This window comes from Anabaena sp. WA102 (genome assembly GCF_001277295.1).
Classification (GTDB): Bacteria; Cyanobacteriota; Cyanobacteriia; order Cyanobacteriales; family Nostocaceae; genus Dolichospermum; species Dolichospermum heterosporum.
Genome location: NZ_CP011456.1, coordinates 4540464 through 4554073, shown reverse-complemented (window position 1 = coordinate 4554073; position 13610 = coordinate 4540464). Strand labels below are relative to the sequence as shown.

Annotated in this window: 9 protein-coding genes and 1 pseudogene; 4 read left to right on the top strand and 6 right to left on the bottom strand. The window is 38.6% G+C overall.

The window, feature by feature from the left end:
• Positions 1 to 71: 71 nt before the first annotated feature.
• From cmr4 to cas10, 3 genes are read right to left on the bottom strand one after another with little or no spacing between them, the layout of a single operon-like run.
• Entirely contained in the window at positions 72 to 848 is a 777-nt protein-coding gene (cmr4, locus tag AA650_RS20060; RefSeq protein WP_053540388.1) for a type III-B CRISPR module RAMP protein Cmr4, read from the bottom strand.
• A gap of 20 nt (positions 849 to 868) precedes the next feature.
• Positions 869 to 1993 (bottom strand): type III-B CRISPR module-associated Cmr3 family protein, encoded by a 1125-nt coding sequence (locus AA650_RS20055; protein ID WP_053540387.1) that lies wholly within the window; start codon positions 1991 to 1993, stop codon positions 869 to 871.
• A complete protein-coding gene (gene cas10, locus AA650_RS20050) occupies positions 1993 to 4986 on the bottom strand; it encodes a type III-B CRISPR-associated protein Cas10/Cmr2 (RefSeq protein WP_053540386.1) in 2994 nt (997 codons plus the stop codon). The genes AA650_RS20055 and cas10 overlap by 1 nt, the downstream gene beginning before the upstream one ends.
• A gap of 650 nt (positions 4987 to 5636) precedes the next feature.
• Here cas10 and AA650_RS20045 point away from each other — a divergent pair.
• Positions 5637 to 5834, top strand: coding sequence for a hypothetical protein (locus AA650_RS20045; RefSeq protein WP_053540385.1), 198 nt, complete (start codon positions 5637 to 5639; stop codon positions 5832 to 5834).
• Between the two features lie 657 nt (positions 5835 to 6491).
• On the opposite strand, the gene cas2 is transcribed toward AA650_RS20045, so the two are convergent.
• From cas2 to csx18, 3 genes and pseudogenes are all read right to left on the bottom strand, one after another.
• The gene (cas2, locus tag AA650_RS20035) at positions 6492 to 6773 is read right to left on the bottom strand and encodes a CRISPR-associated endonuclease Cas2 (protein ID WP_053540383.1); all 282 of its coding nucleotides are present in this window, start codon (positions 6771 to 6773) and stop codon (positions 6492 to 6494) included.
• Between the two features lie 137 nt (positions 6774 to 6910).
• The gene (gene cas1 / locus AA650_RS20030; RefSeq protein ID WP_053540382.1) at positions 6911 to 7903 is read right to left on the bottom strand and encodes a CRISPR-associated endonuclease Cas1; all 993 of its coding nucleotides are present in this window, start codon (positions 7901 to 7903) and stop codon (positions 6911 to 6913) included.
• Positions 7904 to 8427: 524 nt separating this feature from the next.
• Positions 8428 to 8598 (bottom strand): annotated as a pseudogene (csx18, locus tag AA650_RS28215) (CRISPR-associated protein Csx18); the annotation flags it as partial.
• 281 nt (positions 8599 to 8879) lie between these two features.
• Here csx18 and AA650_RS20025 point away from each other — a divergent pair.
• From AA650_RS20025 to AA650_RS20010, 3 genes are all read left to right on the top strand, one after another.
• Positions 8880 to 10067, top strand: a complete 1188-nt coding sequence (locus AA650_RS20025) for a helix-turn-helix transcriptional regulator (RefSeq protein WP_053540381.1) — start codon at positions 8880 to 8882, stop codon at positions 10065 to 10067.
• A gap of 510 nt (positions 10068 to 10577) precedes the next feature.
• Complete coding sequence (locus AA650_RS20015; RefSeq protein ID WP_053540380.1) at positions 10578 to 12665, top strand: S-layer homology domain-containing protein; 2088 nt, start codon at positions 10578 to 10580, stop codon at positions 12663 to 12665.
• Between the two features lie 96 nt (positions 12666 to 12761).
• Entirely contained in the window at positions 12762 to 13475 is a 714-nt protein-coding gene (locus AA650_RS20010; protein ID WP_233455537.1) for a hypothetical protein, read from the top strand.
• Positions 13476 to 13610: the final 135 nt, after the last annotated feature.

Below are 13610 nucleotides of genomic sequence, written 5' to 3'. Positions count from 1 at the left end.
TAGATTTTTTTAGATTGTATCAAATTATGGTACTTTTTTTTAATCTTTTCCTAACATTCAACACTTCTGGTTTACATCCATTGTTGGACAAATCCACGTCCTAAACTTTCTTGTCCACCAATCTGTAAGATTTCATTAGCGGCTAATAAACTTTTGAAATCATCGTAAGATTTTTGTGATGTACCATTAGCTTGTGATGTAATTCCCCAAGGTAAATACATAAGTGTATCCGGTGGAATTGCTTCTTCATAACGGAAACCACCATCTACAGATTTATGTTCATCAAGTTTAATTTTTACTTGTCGCCATAAACTCATTTGAATTAATGTAGCACAATGTTTATCTGGTAAAACTAATAAACGATTTATAGAAGTTGTTGCTGATGATTGGGGTACAAATTCTTCTGAGTTTGTCCAAGATTTTAATTCATTACTTTTAATAATTGCATCTTTGAGATAAACAGCAGAACCATTAGCAAAGTTACAGCTATATTCAGAAGGTATAGTTAATTTACTACTCTGTAAACGTTGCCAACGTTGTAATAAGAGAGGACAACTAACCCAAACTACACTATGACTTAATGAAGGTACTGGCAACCATAATATGGAAGCATCACCAATCCAAATATTACCTTGTTCTAATTTGCCATCTTTTAAGTCATTGCCAAATAGTTGATATTGTGTATCTTTGTCTGTGACAGTTGACCGAACTTTACCACGAACTGTACTGGACGGAATGTAAGGTAAATTAGTATGTGATTCACGGGCAATTCCTAGCAAGTTACCTTCTTGAGTTGTGCCGCCTGTATGTAATGGTGACAATAGATATAAATAGATGTATTCAATCATGAATTTTCCTCACTTTTTTCTTAATATTTAATCCACAACATTTCCGAATAACCCAGTTGTCTCCAGTTATTGATCCGAGAACCAGTATTATCCTGAAATAATCCTTGAGGTTTATTCAAATAGTATAAACTCCCCGGTGGTGCTGCAAAAACCTGGGGTGCAGGAATACTTCTTTCATCATCTTTATCCCTGATTCTACAACTGATTGGGACTGGTCTATCTGTGGACATACTCACAAAATTACCATCTTTGATTTTCCATTCCCAAGGATAAGGACGACATAAATTCATTCTTTGTTGGTGCTTATCTGTATGTGGTCTTTCAAAAACCCCAGGGGTAACTAAATAAGCAATTGATTTATCATGATGATTAAAATTATCACTGGAAATCTTCTGTAATTCTTGCCATTGCTCCCCCAATTCTGGACAAGATTCTACAATTACTCTGTGTCCTTCTCCTCCTAATCTGATTGTAGCAGGTGTTGTAATTTCGTGATTAATTCCTATAGCAAAACTCCAATTTTGATGTAGTCTAATAGCATTTTCCACAAAGTACCCATCGGCATCTTTGACTTGTTTAGTTCCGGGTTCGATACTATTATGAGAACGGGTTTCTATTGTCCAGGGTTTGTCTTCGTGAGTACCATCAACTACCTTCCAATTGTCTTTATTAATTTCTCCTGTTTCTAAATAGTTCTTAACAACACAATAAGGTAAATATTGTCTAAATTTTACCTCAGAACTTTCTTCACATTTCTGTAAACTATTTATTTTCTCCTCATCTTTCTCATCTTCCTCATCTTCATCTTTAGCATTATGAGGTTTGACTAATGGACAAGGTTGAGTTTCATCCCATAACGCATTATTTATATGAGATTTGGTTTCCCATTTCAAAGGTAAAAGGGCTGTAGATTTCACAAACCCCAACGGACGCGGAAGATATAAGGTGTTTTCTGTATTTTCATAGCAGAGGAACGGACCAACTATATTAAATGTTTCTTTTCCTAATAAACCCCGTAATGCCCCAGCAATAGTATGACCATTGGGAGGAAATACACTACCTGCCCAAGCCCTTTCTTGTGGTGAAAATGGTTTGGCATCTCGTAACATCAATATATCTAGTGGTGTGAGTTTGTACCAGTACATTAATTAGCACCTCCTAGTTTGATATCACGGTTACGTTTCACAAATGCCGCAAGTTTCAGCCAACTTTGAATTTCGTTGTCTAGTTCTTTGCTTTGGGTGGTCAGGAATAACGCTTTGAGAAAATTAGCTAGGTTTTCTTGAAACTGTGTTTTCGCGGGTTTGTTGTTTTGGAATTGGTCACGGCGATCGCAAAATACTTGCGTCCAAGTTAGAATTGCCCCAAAAATCGGCGCTGGATGTTGACTCCACAGACTCGCTGCTTGTTCAAATATGGCGCTGTCTGATTCACACATGATTAATTGTTGCCACTGATAGAAAACATCGAATTTAGCGGTAGATTTTAAAGTATTACCGTTACCATATAATACCCGCACCTGTACAGCATCTTTTTTGTTAAAACAATCTTTTTGACCACAGTTTTCAATTGGTAATTCGCAACGATGATAATATTCGTGTTTTTTGGCTGCGTCTTCTGCTTCCCAGAGGCTTTCCAATGCGATCGCCAACGGTACTGAATGATGGGCAATTACGATACCAAAACTAATTGTGGCTGCGCTACCCATTGTAAATAATGGACGATCAACTAAACCAACTTTTTTACCATCATCTTTTAAATATTGCCAATAATCACCCTTATTACTAAACTCTTCATGGGGGTCTTCAGCACCTCTAAAACATTGGCGGATATCCCACAACCATTTATCCCATTCCCAGAGGTTCGTATAGGCTAAAACATCATCACCACCACCGTAAATTAGTTTACCTGCATAGCGGGTTTGAGTGAGGTAAGGAACTAATTGATTAGAGAAGTCTAATAATGCCCGACTTAATGCGCTGTGGGTGCTAGGTCCCATTCTTTTAGTCAGTTCTAGGAAGTCTGGGAATTTTGTGAGGGTTACTTTTTCTGCAAAACCATCGGGAATATAATCACGATATGTTTTCATCTTTGTTCCCTTTAACCATTCACTCATGCCATCACCATCACCGGCTGCTAATACATACCAATTTGATGGGTTATTACTGGGATAATATTTACTAATGCTTTCATTAATTTCTTTGGTGTATTCTTCTTTTAGTTCCTCACTGTTGTCTAAATATTCTAATATCCAACCAGCATTAAGTAAGCGGGGATGATATTGTTGAGGATTCTTTTTCTCATCCATCCAAGGAATACCCCATTTATCTCGCATTTCGGGAAGTATTCTTGTAATTTCATCAAATTTAGATCCTATTTCTCGACAAGCATTATCAAAATTGCGTTTATGTTCAGTTTTGTCTTGATTAACTTTTAAATACCCAGCCACACCAGATGTTAAGTCTGGATAGGAAATTTCTAAATCCTTTATTCCCAATAAGTCAGGTAGAATTTTGTGTAATCCACGTTTGAGAACTTCTGTAGCATTTAGCTGTTCTGTACCATCAAATAAACCTGCTTGTCGTTGCCAATAATTCTGAGTTTCACCTTCTGTCATCCAGTCTTTTCCGTCTTTACCAGGATTAACAACAGGACCAATACCAGAAATTGTAGAACGTGGTCCAAAGGCTGTGGGCATTTCCCAGTTTCTAGCATTTTTAACAGAGGCTAAACTAGCACGGGTAGCATCGAATATATAACCCCACCATGAACCAATATTAGCACTAAAACCTCGGCTTTGTCTTTCCCAACGTTGTTTATGGGCTTCTCGTAATAATTCTAACTCTTTCTCTTTAAAAAGCCGATTCTGATTGTTTATTATATTATAGGCTTCGTTTTGAGAATCTGACCATTTTTCAAATTCTGAATGTTTCTTTTCATCAGCAGAACATTTAAACTCTTCCCCAAGTTTACCAATGGGTAATGCTGTCCAGTAAAATTGCCATTGGGATTTTAACCAACTTTTCCAGGTAGTATGATTGGATTTTAACTGTTTCATCCAATGCCGCTGATCATGCAATTCATTAAATACTAAATCCCCAATTTTTAACCATTCTTCCAACAGCGTTTGCTGGGCTGTCTGCATGGCAGCTTGAACCTTATCTTTCGGCAACACTAAGACTATAACGTTAGGAAAGCCTGCGGTTAATAATGATTGTGGTGATGGTGTTTTTATCAAATCCTTAAATTCTGGATATTTTTGTAATAACCAATGGTCAATTAATGGTTGTTGATAAAGACTGGGATAAAGTAACGCATCCGGTCCATACTGATTTGCTAGTACCCAACAAACTTTGGCTGAGAGATAATGCAGTAACCAAGAACCTGCCCAAAAGTCGCGCATTTTCCGACTGGCTTTAATTAGTTCCTGTACCGGACTAAAACTGAATACTGCTAAATAAGGATGAGAAACTTCTTTTCCTCTTGGCCAATTTTTAATTTCATCTAATGTTAAATCATATCCTGCAAATCCACCGGCTAAAGCTGCTGTCATACTCACATGACTCCAAATGGAAGCATCAGGAATGCGGGTTTCTGCTGGCATTAACATTAATGAAGAATCTTCAAATAAATTACAGGTTGCTTGAGGTAAACAACGCCATAACCACCAATATAATTGTTTGATTTTGGGAATATTATCTTTAATACTTGGATCTTGTAATTCTGGGGGTACAAATGCAAGTAGTTGTTTTTCTTTGTTTTCTAAATATTCTTTACGTTTAGATTTTATAAGTTCTGTGTGTAGTTTAATTTTGAAGTCTTGTTTTGCACCTGATAATAAATGAGTAATTTGTAGCCCTTTGTCATGGTTATCACCGGGAGCATAGTTAATAGAAGCTGTAGTGCTACCTATAGCGGATCTGTCACTAGCTGAGGCTATATAATCCGCTAACAATATATTTGCTAATGCTTTACCACCTGATTGATCAGGGGTTCTACCTGTCTCAACCCAAGGTTTCATCACTTCTAACTGTTCATAGAAGCTATTTTTACCCCGACCACTATTGTTATGTAATGCCTTTAATACAGGGTCATGTAGTAACCCCCAAATCTTAGCCCGCCAATATTCTTCTGACACTAGTAATTTCCTTATGTAGCTGATATACGCATCATATAGTCTTAATTCAGTATTTGTCTATAAATATAAAATATTGCAACATTTCTCTAGATAATTCCTAGAATGCTCTGTTTGTAAGGGTTTTCTGCCGATAAGAATTTAATTACAAATATTTTCTTGTTTTTGACATCGGTTCTTATTTATGCAGGTACTAAACTCTAGTTTTTCGTTGACTCTGCTTAATAGTTCAAATGTATTGTATTAACTGTTGTTGGCATCATTTTTTTAAGGTTAAAACAGATACTGCTTTATTAGGGAGCGATCGCTAATAAAGCAGTTTTCATTCAATTAATATCCCCAGCGAGTGGGAAATGAAATCTCGAATAGATGATCATATTAGATATTGGGAGTTTCCATTCAATTAATATCCCCAGCGAGTGGGTATTTAATTACAGTTTTAGAAGCTTACAAATCTTGGAAGTTTCCATTCAATTAATATTCCCAGCGAGTGGGAATTTGTTTATCTGCCCGCTCGACCTCTTAGACAGACCGAGAAAAGTTTCCATTCAATTAACATCCCCAGCGAGTGGGAATCCAGAATCGAATTGATGATCATATCCGATATTGGATGTTTCCATTCAATTAACATCCCCAGCGAGTGGGAATGGTGAATGGCAATTAGAGCGATCGCCAAAGGCAGATCCATCGTTTCCATTCAATTAACATCCCCACCGAGTGGGAATGGTCTAACCAATTATGGCACATCCAATTTATTCTGCGTTTCCATTCAATTAACATCCCCAGCGAGTGGGAATAGTCTGGAGGCTTTAATTATGCAAGTAAGTTTGATTGAGTTTCCATTCAATTAATATCCCCAGCGAGTGGGAATTGGAACCACATTTTATCCCCAAAAACGGACGGACTTGTTTCCATTCAATTAATATCCCCAGCGAGTGGGAATATCGCTGAGTGATGACCAATTAATAGTGCAAGAGTAGTTTCCATTCAATTAATATTCCCAGTAATTAGGAATCCTTCTCCTATCCTTCCTCAGATTAAATATTTCCTGTTTCCATTCAATTAATATTCCCAGTAATTAGGAATGGTTATCTGAGGGATATTAAAATCTTTGTTTTCTCGTTTCCATTCAATTAATATTCCCAGTAATTAGGAATGATAAAGAAGCCAGGGCGATCGCAAGTTTAGTATTGTTTCCATTCAATTAATATTCCCAGTAATTAGGAATAAGGTCAACTACCATGTCAGATTTAAGTTTTGCAACAGGCAGTTTCCATTCAATTAATATTCCCAGTAATTAGGAATACCTCCATTTTAAACCCAGACGGTGCAAGAAGTCCAGGGGCGGTTTCCGAAGGTCACGAAACAAGGTGGCAGAATAACCTCTAAGCTACCCTTCAAAATGCACAAAACCCTTATCCAGCAAGCAACCGAAGCTCGCAACGAAAAAATCAACATCTCAGCCATTTTCCCTGACCTTCGGACAACACACTTTGCCATCATCAAAACTACACAATAATCGAACTAGGCGTTTCAATCACTGATATCCCCACCCCCCAAGTTTCCACTTGAGATAGAGTATGTCGAGACAAAGGATAAAACCTGACATTATCTTCTTCTAACTTCAGTTTTTTTCTCAACTGACGACGTAAATCCTGATATTTTTCTGTACTCAACTGACATTCAAACACAGAATATTGTACACGCTGTCCATAACCTTCCAATAAATCAGCTACTTTTTTGCGCCGTTTATTACAGGGAATATCATAAGCAATCACATACAAAAACATAAGTAGGTTAGCATTGAAAATTGTCGTTATGGGAAGGCAAGAGGCAAGAGGCAAGAGGCAAGAGTGAAGAAGCTTTGGGCGATTTTACTTTTCTTTACACACTTTGGTTTTATTGTGTTCACCTACTTAATATAATTTTAGTCAATTCGATAGGGTTGATAATGATGACTAGGATTGTAAACAAACTGCTTAAAAGCCCTCACCTGTTTAGTTAATAAATCCCATTTTGGTTGTTTAATTCCCTCATCAGTTTGTATTTCTTCAGACATCCGTTGTAAAAACGCCCGTAGAAATTTCTTCCTTCCCGCATTATTCAAATAACAGCCACCATTTTTAAACTCAAAATCAGCTTCAGCACTAACGATTTTGCGATTAATTAACCACATCACTAAAGAATCTATAAATGGGGCGCGAAACTCCTCAATTAAATCAGAAGCTAATGCCGCATGACCATCATGAGCTTGATGTAAACAGGCATAATAAGGGTCTAATCCTTGAATTTCAATTAACGCTAATAAATGATTCCAAAGAACTTGATAACCAAAACTTAGCATGGCATTCACTGGGTTTCCTGGAGGACGACGACTCCGACCAGAAAACACAAAATCAGGGTTTGTTAAACATTCACTAAAAGCCGAAAAATATTGAGCCGCACCCGCACCTTCAAACCCCATTAACCGTTCTAAATTATCAGCCTGTGCTACTTGGTCAGCTAGATAATCTAAACTTTGTAAAACCCGTTCTAAAAGCTCCGATTCCTTTTTTTTCTTTTGTCTTCGCAACAACACCCTACTATTTTTTAACTTACCTTTAATCATAGCCCTAGCAGTAATCAACTTTTCTACGGGAGATAATTGTTGTTGATAACGTGATAACTGCCGATATCCCCTAGAAATTGGTAAAATTCTGCCATAGCAATAACCCATGCGTGATAAGTAAGCAATGGGAATATCTCGCCATAAGCAAGCACGAATAACTTGGGTGGTTAATTGGGATTTCCCAAAGATCAGAATTTGCTCTAACAGAGGTAACTGGACTTCAGCATATACAGTTTCCCCTTGCTTAACTAGCAAAGTTTCTTTTTGTAAACACACATAGCAATTCTGCTCAGAAACATAAAGACTTTGCATGAAATTATCAATTATTAACTCAAGTTGCTAGTTATCTCGTTGAAGCTGGTAATAGGTAATTGGTAATAGGTAAGTAGGTGAACACAATAAAACCAATCTGTGTAAAGAAAAGTAAAATCGCCCAAACCCTCTTCACTCTTGCCTCTTGCCTTTTGCCTCTTGCCTTGCCATAACGACGATTTTCAAGGCTAACCTACTTAATTGGTGATGAAAACAGAAATTTCATCCTGTTCATCCTTTAATCCTGGACATCCTGGTTCTGACAATTTACCTAACTAGCAACTTACATTATTAACGCCACCAACGTTGTAAATTAGATTTCTTGGGAGAACGATATTCACCGTTTCCAGAAGATGTTAATTCTGCATTCTGTTCCGGTTCTAACCACAAAACAACTCTAAGTAGGTGAACACAATAAAACCAAACTGTGTAAAGAAACGTAAAATCGCCCAAACCCTCTTCACTCTTGCCTCTTGCCTCTTGCCTTTTGCCTTGCCATAACGACAATTTTCAACGCCAACCTACTTATCGGCTGCACTGGCAACTATATAAGTAGCAACAGCGACTAACATAGTATTAATAATTACTGCTGCTAAACCTAAAGGTGCAATCAACAAAATCACTAAAGTAATACCACCATTAACAGTAGATATAGAAACATTTCTGACAGTGGCAGAACGTCGGGAAATATACATGGTGCTAAAAAGACTGACTTCAAAGTAATGATATTAGACATCTCCAAAAAAGATGTAGAGACGTTCCATGGAACGTCTCTACTTTACCGGAGAAGTCTATTGACTACCATAACCGCAGAATTAGCCAAAAGCTAGAAAAAGGTTATAAACTAAATTATTATAGTTATCTTCCCTAAAGCAATATTGACAATGCTTACAGCCAATTTTTATTAGCATTCTAAATATTTTCTTTTTGCACTGAGATTAATTTACTATAAATTCCTGCCAGTGATTCCTTTACCATGCCTAAAAAACCTACTCATCCTTACACAGAACGGTTAGCGTTTGAACGCTTACTGCTGTTAATTGCTACATTATTAAAACATCCAGGTATAGGTAGTCCTGATTTTTTTGATCTCAGTAACAATGAGAATCATGATGCAATTAGTTCTGTGAAAGTATATCTGCAAAAATTAGCAGCAGAATTGGATATAGAATTACCCGCAGAATATCCAGCAATTCCGACATTACGCAAAGATTTAGAAACCCTCAGACGTTGCGCTATCCTTGATCGGCGGATGTATCGTTGGGGATATTATTTAGGTACTGGTGCGCTTTCTATCGCAGAATTAAAAGTAGCATTTAATGCTTTAGCCTCTCAAGCTCAATATCAAGGTGATGCCCAAGCTAGACGCATTCATGAAACTCTTAGTAAAAGATTACGTGGGTTAGATATGGAACTCAAGGGTGATTTTTTTTATCCTACTCGGCAACATCTTAACCGGGCTATTATTCATACCGACCCAGAAGAAATGGTAATTCAGGGAGAAACCCGCGATACACTATTTCATAAATTACCATTATTAGAAAAAGCTATTAGTAAGGGAGAAGCCATTGAAATTTCTCGGAGTAATGACTTTTATGGTTTTAATCGGATTGGACGGATACAGATTTTTCCCCTACAATTAATTTACCATGATATTGCTTGGTATTTACTGTATGAATATTGTGAAAATGGACATTTAGCCATAGGAAGATTAAACCGTTTTAATAATCATTGTATTTTTATTAAAATCTTGCCCAGGGGTTTAGAAAAACAAAAAGAAAGTTTAGTTAAAGCATATAAGTTACTAGAAAATGGCTGGGGTTTAAATTTAGGTGAACCAGAACCGCAAAAATTAGAATTAGATGGAACTCTCAACTTAATTAATGTGAAAGTCCGGTTTTTTCCGCCAGTATCAGCATTTATTTTGGAAGGAGAGCGTCGTCATCCTCATCAAAAAATTACCACTGGATTGATTGATAAAACTGGGCAACATACTTATATAGAATATGCTGTAGATTTACCACCTCGGTCTTTAAATGAATTTAGCCGCTGGGTTTATCGTTATATGGACAAAGCAGAAATGTTGTCCCCTCCTCAATTAGTGGAACAACACCGCCAATCTGCACAAGCTTTATTTGACCGCTATTTTCATGGAGATAGGTAGGTTGGCGTTGAAAATTGTCGTTATAGCAAGGCAAGAGGCAAGAGTAAAGAAGTTTGCAGCGATTTTACGTTTCTTTACACAGTTTGGTTTTATTGTGTTCACCTACTTAGAGAACTCCACAAAAAAGATAATCCAATCTCGTGGGATGGGCATCTTGCCCGTTCTTGTATTATTAGCGGGCAAGATGCCCGCACCACAATAAATTTTGGGATATTTTTTTAATTGGAGAACTCTTAGGTAAATCTCTTAGGGATCACCAAAAAATAAATTACCCAATTTTGTGGGATGGGCATCCTGCCTGTCCTTGGTAATTAGCGGGCAAGATGCCCGCACCACAAGAAACTTTTGGGGATTTTTTTAATTGGAAGTCCCTTAAGTAGATAAACCGGAAAAAACTGAAATATGTAACAAAAAGTAAAGTTGCCCAAAACCTCTTCCTTCTTCCTGATTGTGCTAAAAATATGGTTAATTATGGATGTCACCATTAAAACCCTGCTCGTTTAAAAATTTATGGTTAATTCTAGTCTTGTTGCCACACTCTATGTTAATCCTGTGACAGGAAACGATGCTAATACTGGTTCTCGTTCTGATCCCCTCAAAACCATTACCCGCGCCCTTAAACAAGCGAAAACATCAACAATTATTCAGTTAGCCAGTGGAACTTACAGCACAGCCAATGGTGAAGTATTTCCCTTAGTCATTGCACCGGGAGTATTAGTAGTAGGAAATGAAGCAAATAAAGGTCAGGAAACGATTATTGCCGGCAGTGGGGAATATCAAAGCTCTAGTTTTGGAATACAGAATATTACATTACTCTTACTAGGTGATGCTAGTCTTTTAGGTATGACAGTGATGAATCCTGCCGCTAAAGGGACTGGGGCGTGGATTGAATCATCAATACCGACTGTAGCTAATAGTACATTTAAGGACTGTACTAGAGAAGGCATCTTCATTACCGGCAATAGCAAACCGGGGATTGTGGATAATTTATTTATTAATAACAAAGTCTGTGGGTTGGTCATAGCCAAGAATAGCAAAGGAGAAGTGCTGCGGAATGTATTTCAAGATAATGCTTTAGGCATAGCCATTAGTGACTTTGCCGCCCCTTTAGTTGCCAATAACCAACTTTTAGCCAATGGGACAGCGATCGCCCTATCTCGTGATGCTAAACCAGTATTACGGCGAAATCTGATCACCAGCAATACCCAAGGCGGTCTGTTAATCGCCGGTAATGCCACTCCCGATTTAGGCAGTCCCCAAGACCCAGCCGACAACATTTTTCGAGAACAGGGTAAATTCGATTTACAAAATGTCACAGATCAAAAAATTATCTCCGTCGGTAATCAATTAAGTGTTCCCCAGGTAATTGGGGCAATAGATTTCATCGCTGCTACCGCTGACACCCCCAGTCAAATTGGAGTTAGCAGTAGATTTGCTGATTTAGAAGGACATTGGGCGGCAGCCTTCGTCGAAGCCTTAGTCAGTAAAGATATTATTAACGGTTTTCCCGACGGCACTTTTCAACCAGCCACACCTGTTAACCGCGCCCAATACGCAGCTTTAATCACCAAAACATTCCAACTACCAGAAAGTAATCAACTAGATAAATTCAAAGATGTCAAATCCGACTTTTGGGCTGCCAAAGCCATAGCCAGTGCGTCCGATAGAGGCTTTTTGAAAGGCTTTCCCGATGGTACATTTCGACCCGGAAATAACATCACCAAAATTCAAGCAATAGTCTCCATTGTCAACGGTTTAAACTTGAGTGGTGGTAATCCTAACGTCTTAATGGTATACCGCGATCGCGCCCAAATTCCCAGCTACGCTACCAATGCCACCACCGTAGCTACGCAAAAACTATTAGTCGTCAATTATCCCCAACCAGATCAATTAGAACCACTGCGGGAAATTACCCGCGCGGAAATCGCAGTCCTAATTTATCAGGCATTAGTCGCCACCGGTCAAGAAAATCCCCTACCCTCCGCCTATATTGTCAAACCAGAGACAGAGATTCCCTCTTTTTCCGATATTGTTGGTCATTGGGCAGAACCATTTATTCGGGCATTAGTTAGTATGAACTTAACCCAGGGTTTTGCTGATGGCACATACCAACCAGATCAAGCCATGAGCCGCGCTCAATATACAGCTTTAATTGCTGCCGCCTTTAATCCCCCAGCCAAACGTCCGTCCCCAGAATTTACAGATATAGCCAAGGATTTTTGGGCAGCTAACGCCATTGAAATCGCAGCCAGAGGCGGTTTTGTGGGCGGATTTAGCGATCGCACCTTCCGTCCTACCCAAAACGTCCAACGGCTGCAAGTCATCGTCTCCCTAGTCAACGGACTGGGACTTGTGGCAAGTGATCAAAAAACCTTAACCTACATTGACCAAGAGAAAATTCCCGAATACGCCCGCACAGCCGTTACCATCGCCACCCAGCAAAAAATTATTCTTAATTATCCCGACCCCAATTTACTAGCACCAACCAGAGAAGCCACCCGTGCCGAAGTTGCTGCAATGGTGTATCAGGCATTAGTCACCAGTCAACGCACAAAAGTTATTAACTCACCTTATATTGTTTTGCATATCAGCAATTGACAAGTAGAATGGAAAACACTGCCTATGACTTTTGCTGCTGGTGAAAAAAAACACTAATGTAGCCAAAAGTACGTTAGACTAGATGCGATGGGTGCAATGTTTATACCTATTGCCTATAACTCACAGCCCATGTTAACAACAGCCCCGGTCACTCAAACTTTCGCACCTCCTGCGGAACTAGCAGCTAAGTTATTAACTCACTACAGCTTTGATCTCAACGGATACAATGCCAGTGAGTTGATTAACCAATGGCAATCTGAATATCCCCTGCATTGGTTACACTTAGCAGTTATCGAAGCTTTGTATCAAGGTCGTTATAAAGCCGTATCTGTACAGCAAATCTTGAACTTTTGGCGACGAAAGGGCGAGACAACCTACCATTTCAATATGGAATTTGAGCGCATGATTTGTAGCAAATTCCCTGAACGGCTCACTTCTGCGCCTCTACAAGTTTTACCACCCACTAAACAGGAAATCAGGATGGAAGAATATAAAAATCTTCGTTTATTACCTGCTCCAGTGAGTTATAAGTATCAAATAAATAAGAATTTACAGCCAATAGAAGAAAACCGAGACTATGCTCCAAAAAGCCTAGCCCCAGTGCCTTCTTTTGGGCAATTAACCGGAAATATCAGACAAAAGCAAGTTATTGAGGAAATTTCACCCCCACCTGCCCAACAGTTAATGCTCACAGCAACAGCCAATCATCCTCCTATTGGTCAGTTTATGCCCCAAAAGAGCGATCGCACCGAATCCTTCACCTCCAAACTCAAATCCATGACCAGTGAAAGATTGGAGTTGGCATTTTAGTCAGTTGTTCGTTGTCAGTTGTCAGTTGTCAGTTGTCAGTTGTCAGTTGTTCGTTGTCAGTTGTCAGTTGTCAGTTGTCAGTTGTCAGTTGTCAGTTGTCAGTTGTTACTAATGACCAATGACCAATGACCAATG

What these genes read in the sequence shown, in the direction of transcription:
- cmr4 (WP_053540388.1), bottom strand. Translation starts at nt 848, where the DNA reads ATGATTGAATACATCTATTTATATCTATTGTCACCATTACATACAGGC.
- AA650_RS20055 (WP_053540387.1), bottom strand. Translation starts at nt 1,993, where the DNA reads ATGTACTGGTACAAACTCACACCACTAGATATATTGATGTTACGAGAT.
- AA650_RS20045 (WP_053540385.1), top strand. Translation starts at nt 5,637, where the DNA reads ATGGCAATTAGAGCGATCGCCAAAGGCAGATCCATCGTTTCCATTCAA.
- cas2 (WP_053540383.1), bottom strand. Translation starts at nt 6,773, where the DNA reads ATGTTTTTGTATGTGATTGCTTATGATATTCCCTGTAATAAACGGCGC.
- cas1 (WP_053540382.1), bottom strand. Translation starts at nt 7,903, where the DNA reads ATGCAAAGTCTTTATGTTTCTGAGCAGAATTGCTATGTGTGTTTACAA.
- AA650_RS20025 (WP_053540381.1), top strand. Translation starts at nt 8,880, where the DNA reads ATGCCTAAAAAACCTACTCATCCTTACACAGAACGGTTAGCGTTTGAA.
- AA650_RS20015 (WP_053540380.1), top strand. Translation starts at nt 10,578, where the DNA reads ATGGTTAATTCTAGTCTTGTTGCCACACTCTATGTTAATCCTGTGACA.
- AA650_RS20010 (WP_233455537.1), top strand. Translation starts at nt 12,762, where the DNA reads ATGTTTATACCTATTGCCTATAACTCACAGCCCATGTTAACAACAGCC.